Source organism: Micromonospora sp. L32, assembly GCF_052068055.1.
GTDB classification, from domain to species: Bacteria; Actinomycetota; Actinomycetes; order Mycobacteriales; family Micromonosporaceae; genus Micromonospora; species Micromonospora purpureochromogenes.
This window is the reverse complement of record NZ_JBQHDD010000005.1, coordinates 317986-331606: the sequence shown is the minus strand read 5'-3', so window position 1 is coordinate 331606 and position 13621 is coordinate 317986. Positions and strand designations below refer to the sequence as shown.

General features: G+C 70.6%; 16 protein-coding genes. 5 read left to right on the top strand and 11 right to left on the bottom strand.

Translation table 11 applies throughout. The features are described 5' to 3' along the window. Positions 1-72 precede the first annotated feature (72 nt). From ACTMTB_RS16395 to ACTMTB_RS16380, 4 genes are all read right to left on the bottom strand, one after another. Positions 73-1539 carry a carboxyl transferase domain-containing protein gene (locus ACTMTB_RS16395; RefSeq protein WP_441146493.1) on the bottom strand — a complete coding sequence of 489 codons (1467 nt, stop codon included), beginning with the start codon at positions 1537-1539 and terminating at the stop codon, positions 73-75. Continuing rightward, a complete protein-coding gene (locus ACTMTB_RS16390) occupies positions 1536-1688 on the bottom strand; it encodes a hypothetical protein (protein WP_441146491.1) in 153 nt (50 codons plus the stop codon). Before ACTMTB_RS16390 ends, ACTMTB_RS16395 begins: the two co-directional genes overlap by 4 nt. Positions 1689-1805: 117 nt before the next feature. Next, the gene (locus ACTMTB_RS16385) at positions 1806-2831 is read right to left on the bottom strand and encodes an LLM class F420-dependent oxidoreductase (protein ID WP_441146489.1); all 1026 of its coding nucleotides are present in this window, start codon (positions 2829-2831) and stop codon (positions 1806-1808) included. A gap of 16 nt (positions 2832-2847) precedes the next feature. Then, complete coding sequence (locus ACTMTB_RS16380; protein WP_441146487.1) at positions 2848-3264, bottom strand: nuclear transport factor 2 family protein; 417 nt, start codon at positions 3262-3264, stop codon at positions 2848-2850. Positions 3265-3341: 77 nt separating this feature from the next. Between ACTMTB_RS16380 and ACTMTB_RS16375 the strand changes: the two genes are divergently transcribed. Beyond that, positions 3342-3905 (top strand): PadR family transcriptional regulator, encoded by a 564-nt coding sequence (locus ACTMTB_RS16375; RefSeq protein WP_441146485.1) that lies wholly within the window; start codon positions 3342-3344, stop codon positions 3903-3905. A gap of 153 nt (positions 3906-4058) precedes the next feature. Here the strand turns inward: ACTMTB_RS16375 and ACTMTB_RS16370 are convergent, their stop codons facing one another. Continuing rightward, on the bottom strand, positions 4059-4730 hold the full coding sequence (locus tag ACTMTB_RS16370; protein ID WP_441146483.1) for a DNA alkylation repair protein: 672 nt from the start codon (positions 4728-4730) through the stop codon (positions 4059-4061). A 313-nt stretch (positions 4731-5043) separates the two neighbouring features. Beyond that, positions 5044-6786, bottom strand: coding sequence for a peptidoglycan recognition protein family protein (locus ACTMTB_RS16365; protein WP_441146481.1), 1743 nt, complete (start codon positions 6784-6786; stop codon positions 5044-5046). Between the two features lie 185 nt (positions 6787-6971). Here ACTMTB_RS16365 and ACTMTB_RS16360 point away from each other — a divergent pair, with 185 nt between their 5' ends. Continuing rightward, positions 6972-7772, top strand: a complete 801-nt coding sequence (locus ACTMTB_RS16360) for a DUF4184 family protein (protein ID WP_441146480.1) — start codon at positions 6972-6974, stop codon at positions 7770-7772. 227 nt (positions 7773-7999) lie between these two features. Here the strand turns inward: ACTMTB_RS16360 and ACTMTB_RS16355 are convergent, their stop codons facing one another. From ACTMTB_RS16355 to ACTMTB_RS16340, 4 genes are all read right to left on the bottom strand, one after another. Continuing rightward, positions 8000-8407 carry an arsenate reductase ArsC gene (locus tag ACTMTB_RS16355; RefSeq protein WP_441146478.1) on the bottom strand — a complete coding sequence of 136 codons (408 nt, stop codon included), beginning with the start codon at positions 8405-8407 and terminating at the stop codon, positions 8000-8002. Between the two features lie 180 nt (positions 8408-8587). Further along, positions 8588-9334 (bottom strand): aquaporin, encoded by a 747-nt coding sequence (locus tag ACTMTB_RS16350; protein WP_441146476.1) that lies wholly within the window; start codon positions 9332-9334, stop codon positions 8588-8590. Positions 9335-9662: 328 nt separating this feature from the next. Further along, the gene (locus ACTMTB_RS16345; RefSeq protein ID WP_441146475.1) at positions 9663-10364 is read right to left on the bottom strand and encodes an arsenate reductase/protein-tyrosine-phosphatase family protein; all 702 of its coding nucleotides are present in this window, start codon (positions 10362-10364) and stop codon (positions 9663-9665) included. 215 nt (positions 10365-10579) lie between these two features. Then, a complete protein-coding gene (locus tag ACTMTB_RS16340; RefSeq protein WP_441146473.1) occupies positions 10580-10909 on the bottom strand; it encodes an ArsR/SmtB family transcription factor in 330 nt (109 codons plus the stop codon). A gap of 63 nt (positions 10910-10972) precedes the next feature. Here ACTMTB_RS16340 and ACTMTB_RS16335 point away from each other — a divergent pair, with 63 nt between their 5' ends. After that, complete coding sequence (locus tag ACTMTB_RS16335) at positions 10973-12082, top strand: flavin-containing monooxygenase (RefSeq protein WP_441146471.1); 1110 nt, start codon at positions 10973-10975, stop codon at positions 12080-12082. Here the strand turns inward: ACTMTB_RS16335 and ACTMTB_RS16330 are convergent. After that, positions 12054-12431 (bottom strand): ArsR/SmtB family transcription factor, encoded by a 378-nt coding sequence (locus tag ACTMTB_RS16330; RefSeq protein ID WP_441146469.1) that lies wholly within the window; start codon positions 12429-12431, stop codon positions 12054-12056. The genes ACTMTB_RS16335 and ACTMTB_RS16330 overlap by 29 nt on opposite strands. 278 nt (positions 12432-12709) lie before the next feature. Between ACTMTB_RS16330 and ACTMTB_RS16325 the strand changes: the two genes are divergently transcribed. Further along, positions 12710-13054 (top strand): ArsR/SmtB family transcription factor, encoded by a 345-nt coding sequence (locus tag ACTMTB_RS16325; protein ID WP_441146466.1) that lies wholly within the window; start codon positions 12710-12712, stop codon positions 13052-13054. Further along, complete coding sequence (locus tag ACTMTB_RS16320) at positions 13054-13551, top strand: N-acetyltransferase family protein (RefSeq protein ID WP_441146464.1); 498 nt, start codon at positions 13054-13056, stop codon at positions 13549-13551. The genes ACTMTB_RS16325 and ACTMTB_RS16320 overlap by 1 nt, the downstream gene beginning before the upstream one ends. Positions 13552-13621: the final 70 nt, after the last annotated feature.

The window sequence follows — 13621 nt, the reverse complement described above, 5'->3', positions numbered from 1 at the left end:
TCGCCATCCTCTTCTGCCGCTGACAGAGCGCCCGGGATCTTGCGCGCGGCGCGGGGCGGCGAGAGTTTGCGGTCAGAGTTGACGGTAACGGACCCGGCGGGTCTGGCGGCGGTCCGCCGGGTCGACGTCGAGCAGGGTGGCCAGCTCGTGCGCCAGTACCGCCCCCAGCCGGTCGAGGAACGCCGCGGGCTCGTCGGCGGCGTCGGGTCGCTCGGCCACGATCCGGTCCACAATGCCCCTTGCCCGCAGGTCCTGCGCGCGGATGCCCTGCGCGGCGGCGACCTGTGGCGCCCGCTCGACGGTGCGATGGAGGATCGCCGACGCGCCCTCCGGCGGCAGCGGCGAGAGCCAGCCGTGCGCCGCGGCGATGACACGGTCGGCCGGCAGCAGGGCCAAGGCGGCGCCGCCGCTGCCCTGACCCAACAACACGCAGAGGGTCGGCACCGGCAGGGTGACGAGATCGGCAAGGCACTGGGCGATCTCTCCGGCCAGGCCACCCTCCTCGGCCTGTGGCGACAGGGCGGCGCCCGGCGTGTCGACAACGGTGACGACGGGCAGCCCCAACTCTGCGGCGAGCTTGAACCCCCGCCGGACGGCCCGCAGGCCGGCGGGGTCAGGCGGGCTGTCGCGCCGATCGTGTCCGACGACCATGGCGGGGGCTTCCCCGAAGCGGGCCAGCGCCACCATCACACCGGCTCCGGTTTCGCCGCTCTGCGTGCCGTGCAACGGCACGACATCCCGGCCGGCGTGTCTCAGCAGTCGACGGATTCCGGGACGGTCTGCCCGGCGGGATCGCCGGACGGCGTCCCAGGCGGTGCTTTCGCCGGGCGGGTCCTCCACCGGGCTCGGCGGACGGGGGAGACGGCGCGGCGCGCTAAGAGTGGCCAGCGCTCGGTCGGCCAGCGGCGCCACCTGCTCCGGCGCAACGACCGCGTCGATCAGACCGTGTTTGTGGAGGTTCTCGGCAACCTGCACGCCGGCCGGGAACGGCGAGCCGGTCAGCGCCTCGTGTACCTTCGGCCCGAGGAAGCCGATCAGCGCGCCCGGCTCGGCGACTGTCAGGTGCCCGAGGGACCCCCACGACGCGTACACGCCGCCGGTTGTCGGATGTCGTAGATAGACGAGGTATGGCAACCCCGCGGCCTTGTGCGCGGTGATCGCCTGGCTGATCTTCACCATCTGCAGGAACGCGATCGATCCTTCCTGCATCCGGGTGCCGCCGCTCGCGGGCGCGGCAAGCAACGGAATCCCCTCGGCGGTCGCCCGCTCGACGGCCCGGGTGAGCCGCTCGGCCGCCGCGACGCCAATCGAGCCGCCGAGAAATGCGAACTCGCCGGCGATGACGGCGACCCGCCGCCCGCCGAGCCGGCCCGCGCCGGTGATGACCGCCTCGTCGACGCCGGTAGTCCGGCGCGCGGCGGCCAGGGCAGCCGCATAATCGGCGTCGAGCGGGGTCGGATCCGCAACCGCCTCATCCCACGACACCCACGTGCCGGGGTCGATGACCAGTTCGATCAGGTCCCGTGCCGATCTCCTCACACCCGGTCGACCTCCGCGTACGGGCGGCCGCCGGAGAGCCGCGCACAGCCCGGACCGCGGTCGAAGAATGACTCCTCACCGGTGCGCCGGCTCCACAGCGTCGGGCACAGTGCTTCCGAGGCGGCCTCGTCAACCTCGTCGCCAGCCATGATCACACCATAGTCGTCGCGGGCTCCGGCAATGGAGAGAGAGGAAGACCTCGGAAGATTGGTTCTCGTCAAGGGGGTCCCGCGTAGGGGAGTGCCTTCCACGGTCGACCCGTGTCGTCAGTCGACCAGCTCGGCGATCTGGCGCAGCTGCCGTGGGCCGCCCGAAACCAGCAGCGTGGTGATCACGCTCTCGCGCCACCGCTGCAGCTCGTCCTTGATCTTTGCGGTCGGCCCGATCAGCGCGATGTCCTCGACCAGTGCGGTCGGCACGGCGGCGATCGCCTCCTGCTTGTTGCCCGCAAGGTACGCCTCGGTGATGACGTCGCACTCCCGCTCATAGCCGAGACGGGCGATGACGTCCCGGTGGAAGTTGGCCGACTTGGCACCCATGCCGCCGACGTACAGCGCGACGAACGGCCGGATCCGATCGGCCGCCCGCTCCACGTCGTCGTCGACGACGATCGGCACTGTCGCGGCGATCTCGAACTCGTCCGGACCGCGGCGGGCGCCCGGGCGGGCGAAGCCCTCGGCCAGCGCGTTGCGGTAGAAGCCGTCCGCCTTGGGGGAGAAGAACAACGGCAGCCAGCCGTCGGCGATCTCGGCGGCGAGCGCCACGTTCTTCGGCCCTTCGGCGGCAAGGAAGATGGGGATGTCGGTGCGCAGCGGGTGGACGGTGGACTTCAGTGGCTTGCCGAGGCCGGTGCCGACGCGCTGCGGCAGCTGGTAGAAGTCACCGTCGTACTGGACCGGGCCGGTGCGGGCGAGGACGGTGCGGATGATCTCGATGTACTCCCGGGTGCGGGCCAGCGGCCGCGGGTACGGCTGGCCGTACCATCCCTCCACGACCTGCGGGCCGGAGGCGCCGAGCCCGAGGATGAACCGACCGCCGGACAGGTGGTCGAGGGTGAGCGCCGCCATCGCGGCGGCGGTCGGCGTACGGGCCGAGATCTGCATGATGTTGGTACCCAGCCGCACCCGGGAGGTGCTGGCGCCCCACCAGGCGAGCGGGGTCAGGCAGTCCGACCCGTACGCCTCGGCGGCCCAGACCGAGTCGAAGCCGAGGCGGTCGGCCTCCGCGATGGCCTCCGTGACGCCGGCGGGTGGGCCGGAGGACCAGTAGCCGGTGGTGTACCCGAGTTTCATCGCGCGACCTTCCATGTCACGGGGCGATGCCGTCGGCGGCGAGACCGGCGACGACCGCCTCGCTCAACGTGGTGACGGCGGACAGGGGGCGGACCATGACCGTGAACTCCTCGATCAGACCGTCGTCGCCGAGCTGGAGCAGGTCGAGGCCGTGGATCTGCTTGCCGCGCACGGTCGCGCGGAAGATGAGGATGTGCGACTCGACCGGCCGGCCCGCCGTGCCGATCTCGGCCTCGCCGGCCAGCTGCCCGACGTACCGAAAGTCCTCGAAGGTGCGCAGGAGGACGCCGAGGAGCCCATGAACGGCCTGCGCCCCCTCGAACGGCGTGAACTTCACCGGGCTGAAGAAGCGGACGTCCGGGCTGAACAGCCCGTCGAACGCGGCCAGGTCGCGGTCCTCGACGGCGGCACGGAACCGCTCGACGGTCGTCACGGCGGCCTCCCCTATAGTCAACGATAGGAATAGTCATATCACTGACTATGCGACGAGGGAAGTGGGAGGTTGCGCCGATGGCGTTGCGCCACGCGGTGCTGGCGGCACTGCTCGACGGCGAGTACAGCGGGTATCAGCTGGCCAAGGTCTTCGACGTGTCGCTGGCGAACTTCTGGTACGCGGTGCCCCAGCAGCTCTACGGCGAACTGGCCAAGCTGGAGCGCGAGGGGCTGATCGTCGGCCGAAAGGTCATCCAGCACGACCGGCCCAACAAGCGACTGTTCACGGTCACCGACGCCGGCCTCGCGGAGCTGGCCGCGTTCACCGCGACGCCGTCGAAGCCGACGTCCATCCGGGAGGACCTGCTCGTCATGGTCCAGGCCGTCGACCGGCTGGACCCGGCCCCGGTCATCGCCCAGCTCGAGGAGCGGGCGGTCGCGGCCGCGGCGAAGGTGGAGATCTTCGACCGGATGCTCCGGCGGTTGCGTGGCGAGCTGGACGAGGAGACGTTCCTGCGCGAAGGCGACCGGATCGGGCCGTACCTGACGTGTCTGCGCGGCCGCCGGTTCGAGCAGGAGAACCGCGAGTGGTGCGAGCAGGCCGCGGCGCTGCTGCGCGCCCGGGCGCCGCTGCCGGCCTGACCCCGCTATCAGTGCCATCAGCGCAGGGTGGGGCGCTACGAACCAAGGTGATCATGGCGGCGCTACGCACCTACCTCGCGAAGAGTGGCTGTCAGCCGCGCGGGATGGCGCCATGAAGGCGCAGCCCGTGTTGGGGTGTGAGCGCGGACCTTCCTACTTGTCGTGCTGTCGGCGCACCATCTCGTTGATCCAGGTGGGCGCGAACGGAGATGTGCAGCCCGGGGAGGTCGGGTAGTCCTTGAGCACCGCCAGGCGCTCACCGATGTCGATTGCGCGGGTGCGGTACTCGGCGTGCTCGATCCCGATCTGAGCCAGGCAGTGGTTCATCGCCCACTGCAGGCGATCCGGGGCGTCTTTCATCTCCGCCTCGATGACGTCGAGCAGTCCTGCGAGGTCCAGGCCCTCGGGCTTCTTCGCCACGCGTTCGGTGGTCAGCGCCCAGCCGGCACTCGCGACCACCGGATCCGGATCGGCGGACCAGGCCAGGCGCAGCTCTTCGGAGTGCGGGTTCTTCTTCACCACGTAGTTCACGAGCCAGTCGTGCACCTTGGGTGCGCGCGCCTCGCGCAACATGACGTCCAACTCGTCACGCTCGAACGCCTTCGGGCGGCAGATCAGGATCGCCAGCAGTCTCGCCGCGGTGTCACCCGTCTTCCAGAGCTGGCACGCGAGTTCCTGTTGCGTCTTCAGCCGCTTGGCGAGCGCGCGCAGCTTGCTGAGGTTCACACCGTGATCGTCGCCGTGTCTCTCGTTCACCTGGCGTGCCTTCGGGTCCTCGAGCTCGGCCAGCTCGGCCATCACCTCGGTCAGCGTCGTCTCGGCCACCTCAGCCTCCTGTCCATCACGTGCGGGATGCAGCCTACGACGGGAGGGCGGCCTCCAGTCGTACACGCCGGTTCGGCGACAACCACCGACCCGAAATCACTCGTCCTCACAAATCTGCAGCGGTTCTCGGGCGCCACCTGGGAGCGAGCGTTCCTCAACACAGCACGAAGTGGAGAAGCCGAATGCGTGCCCAGGGCGCTGACCGGCGCCCCTGCCCTTGGGGAGTCGGCACACTCACCTCGCGCACCGGTACGCGCGTGCCTAAGCCGCGCGTACCGGTGCCGAGTTGTCGCCGACGTCGCCCACGCGTCGGTCAGCGAGTCTTCCTCTGCGTCCCGATGGTCGGCTGGGCGGCGTCGCCGATGACGGACTGTGCGGTGGTGGTGTCGGTCCACCCCAGCCGGTGCACGGCACGGATCTGCAGGGTGTGCGCGCCGGGCGTGACGGTGACCGTGGCCGACCGGGCGGTGCCCGCCGTGGTGAGCAGCACCTTCCCGTCCACCAGCACCTCGAAGCTGTTGATGAGGTGACTCGCCGTGCCCACCGACCAGGAGGCGGTGAACGTGCCCCGGGTGTGGTAGGTGGTGCCGGACTTGCGGCCGGTGAGGCCGGCGAGTGCCAGCCCGGAAACCTTGGCCGCCCTGGTCCGGATTCCGCTCAGCTGGGCGTAGAGCGAGTCGCCCGGGCACTCCGTCGCCACCGCGTCGCGGTGACCGGAGATGCGGTTCATCACCACGGATTGGCCTTGGTCGTACTTGCCGTCGACTGCGGACACCAGGGACACCTTGCCGTACGGGTCGTTTCCGTACTGGCCGAGCTTGTACGCCGCGACGTGCGCGACGGCGTCCTGGACGACGGTGGGCGCGCCGGAGGTGATGTACGTCCCGAGCACGGCGATCGCGGCGGTGTTCGTGTTGAAGCCGTAGGTGTGCGCCCCGGTCACCGGCTTGTCGATGCCGCCCTTGCGGCCCTCGAAGATCACGCCGCACTTGTCGACGAGGAAGTTGTAGCCGATGTCGTTCCAGCCGTTGCTCTTGACGTGGTAGACCTCGATGCCGCGGACGATGGCGGCCGAGTCCGTGCAGCTGTAGGTGCTGGTGCCGGCGGTGTGGTGTACGAAGAACGCATTGACCGTGGTCCCGTACGTCGGTGGGCTCAGCACGATCGACTCGTCGGCCTTCCACCCCGCGCGGGTGACCACCTTCGGCGCGGGGATCGGGTTCGGGGGCGTGCTGGGGCTGGGCGACACGGTGGGTGAGCTGGTGGTGGGCGCCGGGGCGGAGGTGGTGGCCGGCGCGGGTGCGGTGGTGTCGGCCGGCGCCGGGGCGGTGGTCTCGACCGGCGCCGTCGTGGTGGCGGTGTCGGTGGGCGCGGGCGCGGTTGTCGTGGTGTCGGTCGGCGCCGGCTCGGTCGTCGTGGTGTCGGTCGGTGCCGGGTCGGTGGAGGTGGGTTCCAGTGCCTGTACCTCGGCGACCGGCTGGAGGCGCTCGGGGCGGACGTGCACGGCACCGGCCCCGGCGGCCTTGCGGCGCTTCGGCTGGCCCGGGTCGACAAGCTCCAGGCGCAGTCCGGCAGGCAGCCGGTGGCTGCCGTTGCCGCCAGCGGTCTTGGCGCGCACCTCGACCGCGTCGGAGGGACCGACCCACAGCGGGTCCGTGCCGCCGCGCGCCTTTCCGGAGGTCGCCTCGGCACCCGGCTCCGGTCCGAAGTGGTTGTCCAGATCCAGCGGCAGCCAGCCCGACCAGCCGCCGCCGACCGCCCGAGTCCGGACGGAGATACTGCCCTCGAAATCGATCTTCGGGTTCGCCCAGGTCACCCCGACCATGGCGAAGCGGTCGGTCTCGCGCTGCGCGATGGCCACCTCCCGGTCGTCAGCGGTCGGGAAGTCCACGGTGTGCAGCGCCGTGGTGACCGGCCCCTCCGCGGCTGCCCACTCGGCCCCGTCCTCGCCGAGGCCGACCACGACCAGGCCGACCGTTCCGGCCACAGCGGTGGCCACCAGGCCGGCCCCGACGCCGGCCGTCCGGCGGCTCCAGCGGATCCCCGTCAATCTCACAGCTGAGTCCCTCCGTAATGATCTACCGGAGGGCTCAGCGCCGGTAATGTCCGGAGCGTTACTCGCTCAGGTTGATGCGGCGGATCGAGATGTGCCTCCATCGAGCTGCTTTCGCGAGACGTCCCTCAAGTACGGCGCACCACGCAGACACCGCCACTATTGACCCTGGGTGGGAAGATGCGCCGATGCCGCTGACCTTCCCGTCGCACCCGGGCGTGGTACTCCCGCTCAAGCTCTGGCGACCCCGCTGGTTCGACGGTGTCGCGCTGACGACCGGGGCGGTCGCACCCGACATCAAATACGCGTTCCTCGGGGTCGGACCGGAGTGGCAGAGCCACACTCTCACCGCGCTGGTGTGGTGGTGTCTGCCGGTGGCGCTGCTCGGCGCGTGGCTCGTCCGCGCCACCGTCGGGACCCTCGCCGCCCACCTACCCCACCTCGGCCCGCTCGCGCTGCGCGACTACGGGGTGCTCGCCACAGTGCGCCACCCCTGGCAGATCACCGCCGGATCGGCGCTGCTCGGCGCGGCCAGTCACATCGCCTGGGACTACCTAACCCACACCGTGGCGTGGCTGCGCACCGTATTCGGCATCGACTGGGACCAGGTCAGCGACGTCGCCTGGTGGACCGTGTCCGACATTCCCAGCAGTTTCGTCGGCGCGCTGGTCACGCTCGGCGTCGCCGTCGTGGTCGGCCGCCGCCGGCTCGTTCGCGCTTGGCACGGCAACCCACCGCCGGTCCCCACCCGCCCGAGGTTGTTCTGGTCCGTCGCGGGCGCCGCCGCAATCATCGGGTACGCCCTGACCCCACTTATGCCAGCCAAGGAGCTGCCATGGGCGACTACCGTACGGCTGCTGTGTGTCACGGCCGGGGCGCTGCTCGTCGCCGCCGTGGCAGTGCAAGCAACGAGCGCTAGGACCGCCCCCGCTGACACACGCACGGTGGTGCGTGGGAGCCGTTCGGAAGTGCCACCCTCGTCGCTGTAGCAGGCTCTGTCAGCGCTGGGAGACCGGCGGATCTGGCGGTGCAACCGCACACCATCTCCTCGCCGTCAGGCTTCCTTGGATTCGCTTCACCGAACGGACTGTCCGGCGGTGTATCCGGCGGATCCGGAGCCGATGATGATCAAGCGGTGCGGGTCGGACACGAGGGACTCCTGCTCAGTGTGCAGCCGCCCGCCGACGGTGGTCGGCGGGCGGCGAGGGGGACGGGGTCAGGCGGTGCGGCGCAGTTCGGTGAGCAGCTGCTCCACTCGGCTGCGGATCTCGTCGCGGATGGGGCGCACGGCCTCGACGCCCTTGCCGGCCGGGTCCTCGAGCTTCCAGTCCTCGTACCGCTTGCCGGGGAAGATCGGGCAGGCGTCACCGCAGCCCATGGTCACGATGACGTCCGAGGATTCGGCCGTGGCGTACTCGAGGAGCTTGGGGGTCTGATCGGTGATGTCGATGCCGACCTCCCGCATGGCCTGCACGGCGGCGGGGTTGACCGTCTCGGCGGGGGCGGAGCCGGCGGAGCGAACCTCGACGGCCTCGCCGGCGAGGTGGCGCAGCCAGCCGGCGGCCATCTGGGAGCGGCCGGCGTTGTGCACGCACACGAAAAGGACGCTGGGCTTGTCGGACATCAGGAGCCTTCCTTGCAGTACGGGTCGCAGGGCCGGTTCACCGGCGCCTCCGAGTGGGCTGTGGGCGGGACCGGTCAGAGTCGCTGTTGCGGTCGAGCAGCCGGTAACGGCCGGCCGGACGCGGCGAATTGACCAGGGCGCGATACGAGTCGTCCGCGCCACCGTGCGCCGGGTTGGTGCTCATGGGCGGTGGTCGAGCGCCCGGTCGCGCTCGTCGGTAGGCACGACCACCTGGTCTGCGGCCTGCCCGGCGTCGGGGTAGAGCGCGGCCAGGAGACCGATGCCCACGGCGAGGCCGACGATCTGGGCGATGATGAAGCCGGGCACGGACGCGGGGGCGATGCCGGCGAAGGTGTCGGTGAACGCCCGCCCGATCGTGACCGCCGGGTTGGCGAACGAGGTCGACGAGGTGAACCAGTAGGCGGCGCCGATGTAGGCGCCGACCGCGGCGGGGGCGACGGGGGCGCGCCCGGAGCGGGCCAGAGCGAAGATCAGCAGGATCAGGCCGGTGGTGGCGACGACCTCGCCGAGCCAGAGGTGCCCGGCGGTGCGGTCCTTGGCGGAGAAGTCGACGGCGGCCAGGTCGAACATCAGGTTCGCCAGGATCGACCCGCCGATCGCTCCAGCGGCCTGGGCGGCGACGTAGCCGCCGAGGTCCCGGCCGGTCAGTCCGCTGCCGGCGCGGCGGCCGAGAAACCAGTCGGCGGCGGAGACGACCGGGTTGAAGTGGGCCCCGGAGACCGGTCCGAAGATCAGGATCAGCGCGCCGAGGGCGAACGCGGTGGCGATCGAGTTCTCCAGCAGTTGGAGGCCGACGTCGCCGGGGGAGAGCGCGGTGGCCATGATGCCGGAGCCGACCACGGCGGTGACCAGCAGGGCGGTGCCGGTGAACTCTGCCAGCAGGCGCCGCCAAAGTGCGATGGTCATCAGTCTCTACTCTCCCGTTGCAGTGAGGTCCCGAGCCGCTTCTCGGCCGGGGCGAGGGTTATCGGCTGGCGGGGACGTGCAGCTCGTCGAGGAGCCGGCGCACGTCCGCGGCGCGGACGTGGTCGCCGGCGAGGCGGGTGAAGAAGCCGAGCGCCATCTGAGAGCGGCCGGCGTTGTGGGTGCACAGGAACAGGGCGACGGGCCGGCCGTCGCGGTGATGCCCCTCGACGCGGGCCAGGGCCTGCAGGCGCTGGCGGGCGAAGCGCTCGGCGAGCAGCGGCAGGTAGTTCGGGGCGCTGCCAACAGTGGCGAACCGTACGTGCTGGTGTCAGTCATGGCGATCTCCCGAACTCATGGCGGGGGTGACGACGGGGGCGACCCGCTCGACGCGTGCGGCCAGGTCGGCGAACGCCGCCTCGAACGCGGCATCGGTGTCCAGCCGGACCGGGTCGGGCACTGACCAGTGCAGCCGAGGCCGGACCGGTCCGGTGAGTTCCTCGTGGGCGTTGTCGCAGACGGCGATGACGAGGTCGTCATCGCGCACGATGTCCGCGACGTGAGAGGTGCCGGTCGGGTTCAGCGCCAGCCCATGTCGCTGAGCCACAGCCACAGCACGAGGATGAACCCGGTCTGCGGGCTTCGTCCCCGCGGATGCCGCCGAGGTGTGGGCGCGGTCGGACCAGATGGCGGCAGCGAGCTGCGAGCGGGCGGAGTTGCGGGTGCAGACGAACACCACCCGACCGACCCCGGCCAGCGGCGACGGGGTCAGTGCCGCCAGGGCCGCCGGTCGCAACCGCAGGTAGGTACGACGACGGTCTCCCTCCGACCGGCCACGGACCACCAGGCCGGCCTCGGTGAGGACCTTGACGTGATGGGCAACCAGATTCGTCGGCATCCCCAGGTCGGAGGCGATCTCGCCAGGGGAAGCGTCACCCAGGGTGAGCGCGTCCACGATCGCCAGCCGCGCCGGGTCGCCGAGCGCGGCGTGAATCCGGGCGCGCCCCTTCAGAGAGACAAGGTCAGTAGCCATTGACTCAATGATTACTGAGTAACTGAAGGAACGTCAAGCGGAAGAAGCCAGCGGTCAGGTGGGTGTCCGCCGACGCGCCCGGGCCGGGCGGAAGGTGCAGTCGGGTGAGGGGCCCTCCTGAAGCCGGTCGGCCAGCTCGTGCGTAACTCGCCCCAAGGAGGCGCCCATCTGGTGGGCAGGGGAGCTGTGTTGCCGGCTCCGTCTTGAGGCCGCGGTCAGCAGCAGGTCTTCAGGTACGACTGCAGCTCGGCCAACGCCGCGACCGCCCCGTCGCGGTCGGCCCGGTAGTACACGGTCTTCCCGTCGCGCCGCGACGTCACCACGCGCCCGCGGCGCAGCAGGGTCAGCTGTTGCGACGCCGTGGCCTGACTGATCCCCGCGCGTTCGGCCACTTCCCCGACCGACAGCTCGGCACCTCCCGCGAACAGCAACATGATCCGCTGTCGCGTCGGGCTGCCCAACGCCTTGAGAAACTCCTGCGTGTCCAGCGCCAGCCCGGGCGGTCCGGCGCTGGGCGCGACCGCGGCCGGCTCTGGCTCATCCATGCTTCCCAGCTTTCCGCAGCATCGCCATATTGTCATTCAACGAAATAACAATATGATGGTGCTGTGACCACCTCGTCCGAACCCGTGATCATCGTCGGCGGCGGCCAGTCGGGCCTCGCCGCCGCTCGCGCCGCGCTCTCCGTTGGCCTGCGCCCCGTCGTTCTGCAGGCGGGCGTCGAGACGGTCGGGTCCTGGCCCGACTACTACGACAGCCTCACTCTGTTCTCCCCGGCCCGATACAGTGCGCTGCCCGGCAAGGCGTTCGGCGGTGCAGACCCCGACCGCTACCCCACCCGCGACGAGGTTGTCGCTTACCTGCGCCGCTACGCCGGCAGCCTGGATGCCGACATCCGCACCGGCGTCCGCGTCACCGCCGTGCACCAGCGCCGGGGTGCTGGGTTCATGGTTCGCACGGACACCGGTGACGAGATCCCTGCGGCGGGTGTCATCGCCGCCAGTGGCTCCTTCGGCAACCCGTATCTTCCGGTACTTCCCCGTCGGGAGGACTACGCCGGCGAGGTGCGGCACGTCGCGCACTACCGCCGGCCCGAGCCGTACGCCGGCAAGCGGGTCATCGTCGTCGGCGCCGGCAACTCCGCCGTCCAGGTCGCCCACGAACTGGCGTCGCACGCGAACGTCACGCTGGCCACCAGGGCGCCGATCCAGTTCGTGCCGCAACGTATTCGCGGCCGGGACCTGCATTACTGGTTCCACGTCACCGGCGCGGACCGGCTCCCACGGGCGGTGCTGACCCGCCTCGTCCGGCACTCCGCCGTGCTCGACACCGGCGTCTACCGCGAGGCCATCGCCTCCGGGCTCCTCGCCCGCCGGGAGATGTTCACCGCCTTCACTCCTGACGGGGTCGTCTGGGCCGACCGCAGCTCTGAGGTGGTTGACGCGGTGATCTTCGCTACCGGCTACCGCCCGAATCTCGACTATCTCGCTCCGCTCGGGACCTTGGAGCGCGGGACGCCGCGGCAGGTGGCCGGCGTCTCCACCACCCACCCAGGGCTGGTCTACCTGGGGTTGGAGTTCCAACGCTCGTTCTCGTCGAACACCCTGCGCGGGGTCGGCCGCGACGCCGCCCACGTCGTCGCCGCCTTGGCCGAGCGCGTGTCCGGCGCAACGCCCCGGCGGCGGTGGCTTACTGAGCGGCTGCCGGTTCGACGGTGAGCAGCGCGGCGAGCTGGCGCAGCATGGCCGGCCGGGCCCGGTAGTACACCCAGGTGCCCCGGCGTTCGGCGTCGACCAGCCCTGCTTCGCGCAGCGTCTTCAGGTGATGCGAGATCGTCGGGCCGGTGAGATCGAAGGCGGGGGTGAGGTCGCAGACGCAGGCCTCCCCGCCCTCGGCTGAAGCGATCATCGACATCAGCCGCAGCCGTACCGGATCGCCGAGGGCTTTGAACGCGGGCGCGAGCACCGCGGCGGTCTCGGCCGGTACCCGCCGCTCCGCCAGGGGAGGGCAGCAGGGGGTGTCGGCGGTCAGGTCGACGAGGGTGAGAGGCGCCGCTTGCTTCGACATGCCCCTAGGTTGACATCTATCTAATCAACGTGCAAGTCTCTACTTCGACGGACGTCAAGACAGACGCCTGGGGAAGGGGAGCCCATGTTCGGGTTCATGCGCAGGCCGAAGTTTCCGGCGGCTGGCGTGCGGTTCTGCGACTCCTGGGCTGAGGTCACCGCCACAGGGCAGCGAGCTCGGCGCCGCTACGACACTGCCCGCACCGCCGCATGTGCGGCCATGCGCCAGCGGTAGCCAATGAGGGCCTGTTAGGCTTTATCGCCTATCGGCGATAAACGATGAAGGACGTGGTGATGGCGGACGAGCTGCTGGATCGGACGACGGCGCAGACGTATGCGTCGTGGTTCCGGGCCCTCGCGGACCCGACCCGGGTGCAGATCGTGGAGTACCTGGCCCGCCATGCCCGGCCGATGAGCGTGGGGGAGATCGTCACGGCGGTCGGGTTGGCCCAGTCCACCGTCTCACAGCACCTCAAGATCCTCACCGAGGTGCGGTTCGTGCTGGTGGAGCCGGCCGGAACGGCCCGCCACTACCGGATCAACGACGCGTGTGTCGGCTGCTTTCCCTCCGCCGCCGACGTCGTCATGGGCCGGCCCGCCCCCAGTCCGGACGGAATCTGCTGATGGGCGACATCACCATCCGTGCCATGGCCGCCAGGGACGCCGACCGGGTCCTGGCGATCTACCAGGCCGGACTCGACGCCGGCAACGCCAGCTTCGAGACCACCACGCCGACCTGGGCGGCGTTCGATGTCGCGAAACTGCCCGAGCACCGCTTCGTGGCCGTCGACGGCGACGACACCCTGCTCGGCTGGATTGCGGTCTCGCCGACCTCGAACCGGGCGGTCTACGCAGGGGTGGTGGAGCACTCCGTCTACGTGGACCCGGCCGCGCAGGGCCGAGGCGTCGCCCGGCTGCTGCTGCAGACCCTGATCGCCTCCACCGAGGCCGCCGGCATCTGGACGATTCAGTCCGGCGTCTTCCCGGAGAACACCGCCAGCCTCGCCCTGCACGAGCGCGCCGGGTTCCGGGTCATCGGCGTGCGGGAGCGGGTCGGACGGCACCACGGCCGCTGGCGGGACGTCGTCCTGCTGGAGCGCCGCAGTCCCGCGATCACCTGACCAGCGCCGGCCCAGAGGACACGGGCCGCCGTCCACCTATTTGATTCGACAGATCTCTACACAGAGGAGT